At 63.2% G+C, this 3,479-nt stretch carries 3 protein-coding genes; 1 reads left to right on the top strand and 2 read right to left on the bottom strand.

The genetic code is table 11. From position 1 onward, the window contains the following. Window positions 1-778: branched-chain amino acid transaminase (locus tag EOM25_13260; protein NCC26143.1), on the bottom strand; the 778-nt coding region annotated here is incomplete at its 3' end. Window positions 779-949: 171 nt separating this feature from the next. Here EOM25_13260 and EOM25_13255 point away from each other — a divergent pair. Further along, window positions 950-2,158 (top strand): aminopeptidase, encoded by a 1,209-nt coding sequence (locus EOM25_13255; GenBank protein ID NCC26142.1) that lies wholly within the window; start codon window positions 950-952, stop codon window positions 2,156-2,158. A gap of 3 nt (window positions 2,159-2,161) precedes the next feature. Here the strand turns inward: EOM25_13255 and EOM25_13250 are convergent. Next, window positions 2,162-3,479 (bottom strand): ribosome biogenesis GTPase Der (locus EOM25_13250; GenBank protein ID NCC26141.1); only part of this gene is annotated, 1,318 nt, incomplete at its 5' end.

Raw genomic sequence — 3,479 nt, 5'->3', positions numbered from 1 at the left:
GTTCTGCGGCCGTGCCCGTGAAAAAAGCCTCGTCGGCGATATAGAGTTCGTCCCGTGTGAATTGTTGCTCCTGAACCTCGTAGCCCAGATCCCGGGCCAGGGCGATGATGGACTCGCGGGTGATGCCGGCAAGGATGGAGCCCAGGGGAGGGGTCTTGAGCTTTTTGTTTCGGACGATGAAGATGTTCTCGCCCGTGGCCTCGGAGACATATCCCTGGGCGTCGAGCATGAGGGCCTCGTCGTAGCCGTCGGCGATGGCGTCGCGCTTGGCCAGAATGGAGTTGGCGTAGTTGCCGCAGACCTTGGCCTTGGTCATCATGACGTTGACATGATGCCGGGTGAAGCTCGAGGTCTTGATCCGGATACCCTTTTCCAGCGCCCCCTCCCCGAGATAGGCCCCCCACGGCCAGGTGGAAATGACCAAGCGGACCGGGTTGTTCCCGGGATAGACGCCCATGACCCCGGCGTCGATGAAGGCGATGGGCCGGATATATCCGTGGGACAGCTTGTTGGCCTTCAGGGTTTCGATGGCGGCTTCTTCGATCTCGGCGGCCGTGTAGGGGATGCGCATCTCCATGATATTGGCCGAGTCGATGAGGCGCTCGACGTGGTCGTCGAGGCGGAATACTCCGGAACTTCCGCCACTGCACTCGTAGCTCCGGATACCCTCGAAGACGCCCAGGCCGTAGTGGAGGGTGTGGCAATGCACGTGAACCCTGGCCTCGTCAAAGGGGACGAGACGACCGTCGAACCAAATCCATTCGCTTTTGGGACCCATATTCATCTCCTGTGTCGATGCGGTGTCGATTGAATAATCGAAGATAGAGAAACGGCCCGGACCGGTCAAGAAGGCGGACCGCCGAAGGGTTGGGGCGTGTTGCCAATGACCGGCCCTTGCCGTATGCCCCGAAACTTTTACGAACGCGAACACTCATTCAAGGAGCCAAAAATGGTTTTCACTCCGGAACAGCTCGAAAAATACGCCCGGGTCATGGTCTGGGGCCTTGAAAGGTCCCGGTCGGGAGCCTTCGCCCCCGGCGACGTGGTCATGGTCAGGACCGACGTGGAGGCCCTGCCGCTGGCGGAAACGGTCCAGGCCGAACTGCTGGCCCGGGGGCTTCACCCGGTGGTCAGGATGCTGTCCACGCCCGGCCTGGACAAGAACCTGTTCGCCAAGGGGAACCGGATGCAGATCACCTTCGTCTGCCCCGGCGACCGGGAACTTCAGGAGACGGCCTGCGGGTCGATGGCCCTTTTGGCTCCGTCGTCACTGACTCATCTGAAGGATGTCCCTCCGGACCGGATCGCTGCCCGGACCCTGGCTCTCAAGTTTCTGCGCGACATCGCCGAACAACGGGAGGCCAAGGGCCTGTTCGGCTGGACCCTGTGCCTCTTCCCGACCGTGGCCCTGGCCGAGGCCGCAGGCATGGGACTTGCGGAGTACACGGCCCAGATCATCAGGGCCGCCTATCTCGACGCCGAGGATCCGGTGGGCGAGTGGGAACGGGTTTTCATGCAGGCAGGCAAGGTCAAGACCTGGCTGAACGGCCTGGACACGGACCACTACCGGGTCCGGTCGGCCAGGGTGGACCTGAAGGTCCCCCGGGGGCATGACCGACAGTGGATCGGGGTCTCGGGGCATAACATCCCCAGCTTCGAACTCTTCCTGTCTCCAGACTGGCGGGGGGTGGAGGGAGTGTATTACGCCGACCAGCCTTCCTATCGGAGCGGAAACCTCGTGTCCGGAGTGGAGCTCCGCTTCGAGAAGGGGGAAGTAACCTTCATCCGGGCCGAGCAGGGCGAGGAATTCGTCCGCCGACAGCTGGACATGGACGCCGGGGCCAGGCGCCTGGGAGAGTTCTCCCTGACCGACACCCGGTTCTCGCGTATTGACCGGTTCATGGCCCACACCCTGTTCGACGAAAACTACGGTGGTGAACACGGCAATTGCCACGTGGCCGTGGGGGCCTCCTATGCCGACACCTACACCGGCAATCCGGCCGAGTTGAACGGGGCCAGGAAGGAGGCCCTGGGCTTCAACGAGTCGGCCCTGCATTGGGATCTGGTCAATACCGAACCCAAGACCGTGACGGCCGTGGATTCCAAAGGCAGGGAGACGGTCGTCTACGAGAACGGTCGGTTCGTCTGCGGGATCTGAGCCCTACTTGTCGTGGGATGAGCGGAAGGCCATGCGGATGGGGGCCATGGTCAGCCGGAAGGACTTGCGGATCTGGCGTTCCAGAAATCTTGCGTATTCGGTCTTGATCAGGGCCGGGTCGTTGACGAAGAAGACAAAGGTCGGAGGATGGGTCGAGGGCTGGGTCAGGTAGTAGAACTTGGCCCGCCGCCTTTTGACCACCGGGGGCTGATGCCTAGTCAGGGAATCCTGCAGGAGTCGGTTGAGCTGGCCAGTGCCGATCCTCAGGCCGCATTGGGCGTTGAGGTTTTCCAGGAGGGGAAGCAGGCCGCCGAGCCCTGCCCGGGTCACGGACGAGGTCAGGACCACCGGGACATGGGCGCAGAAGCGGAGCTCATCCTCCAGATTTTTCCGCAGGGTCTGGACCGCAGCCCTCGGCACGAGGTCGACCTTGTTCACGGCCACGACAAAGGCCGTCCCGCTGCGGTCCAAAAATGACAAGAGCTTTTTGTCCTGGGCCACCACGCCGGTAAGGGCGTCGATCATCAAAACGACCACGTCGGCCTGTTTTGCGGCCTGGATGGATCGTATGGTGCTGAAGCGCTCCAGAACGTCGTCGATCTTGGTCCGCCGCCTGAGTCCGGCCGTGTCCACGAAGGTGTAGATCTTGCCGTCCCTCTCCAGTTGAACGTCGACGCTGTCCCGGGTGGTCCCGGCCAGATCGCTGACAATGAGCCGATCCTTGCCCAGAAGGGCGTTGACCACCGACGATTTTCCGACATTGGGCCGGCCGAGGACGGCAATCCTGAGACCGTGCGGGGATTTGTCGTCCTCAGTGTCGGTGTCGGCCGGGAGCATGTCGCCGAGGCGCTCCAGGAGTTCGGTGGTCCCGAAGCCGTGGGCGGCCGACGCCGGGCAGGAGGGGAGACCAAGGGCGTAGAAGTCGGCCAGGCGCATGTCGGCCTGTTCGGCCCCGTCGACCTTGTTGACCACCAGGAGGATGTCCTTGTTGCTCTGGCGCAGAAACGAGGCCAGGGCCTCGTCCAGGGGCGTGAGCCCTTCCCGGCCGTCCACGACCAGAAGGATGACGGCGGCCGAGGCGATGGCCTCCCGGGCCTGGGCGAAGATCTCGTCCATGAAGTCGTCGGATCGGCCAGGGGTGGCCCCGAGATCGTCAAGGACGAGGCCGCCGGTGTCGACCAGGGCGAAATCCCGGTCTCCGCGGACCTCGCCGTAGATGAGGTCCCGGGTCACGCCCGGAAGATCGTGGGTCAGGGACTTGTTCTGCCTGAGCAGGCGGTTGAATAGGGTGGACTTGCCGACGTTGGGGCGTCCGATCAGG

The organism is Deltaproteobacteria bacterium, from assembly GCA_009929795.1.
Classification (GTDB): Bacteria; Desulfobacterota; Desulfovibrionia; order Desulfovibrionales; family Desulfomicrobiaceae; genus RZZR01.
This window is presented reverse-complemented; position numbering and strand designations above follow the sequence as displayed.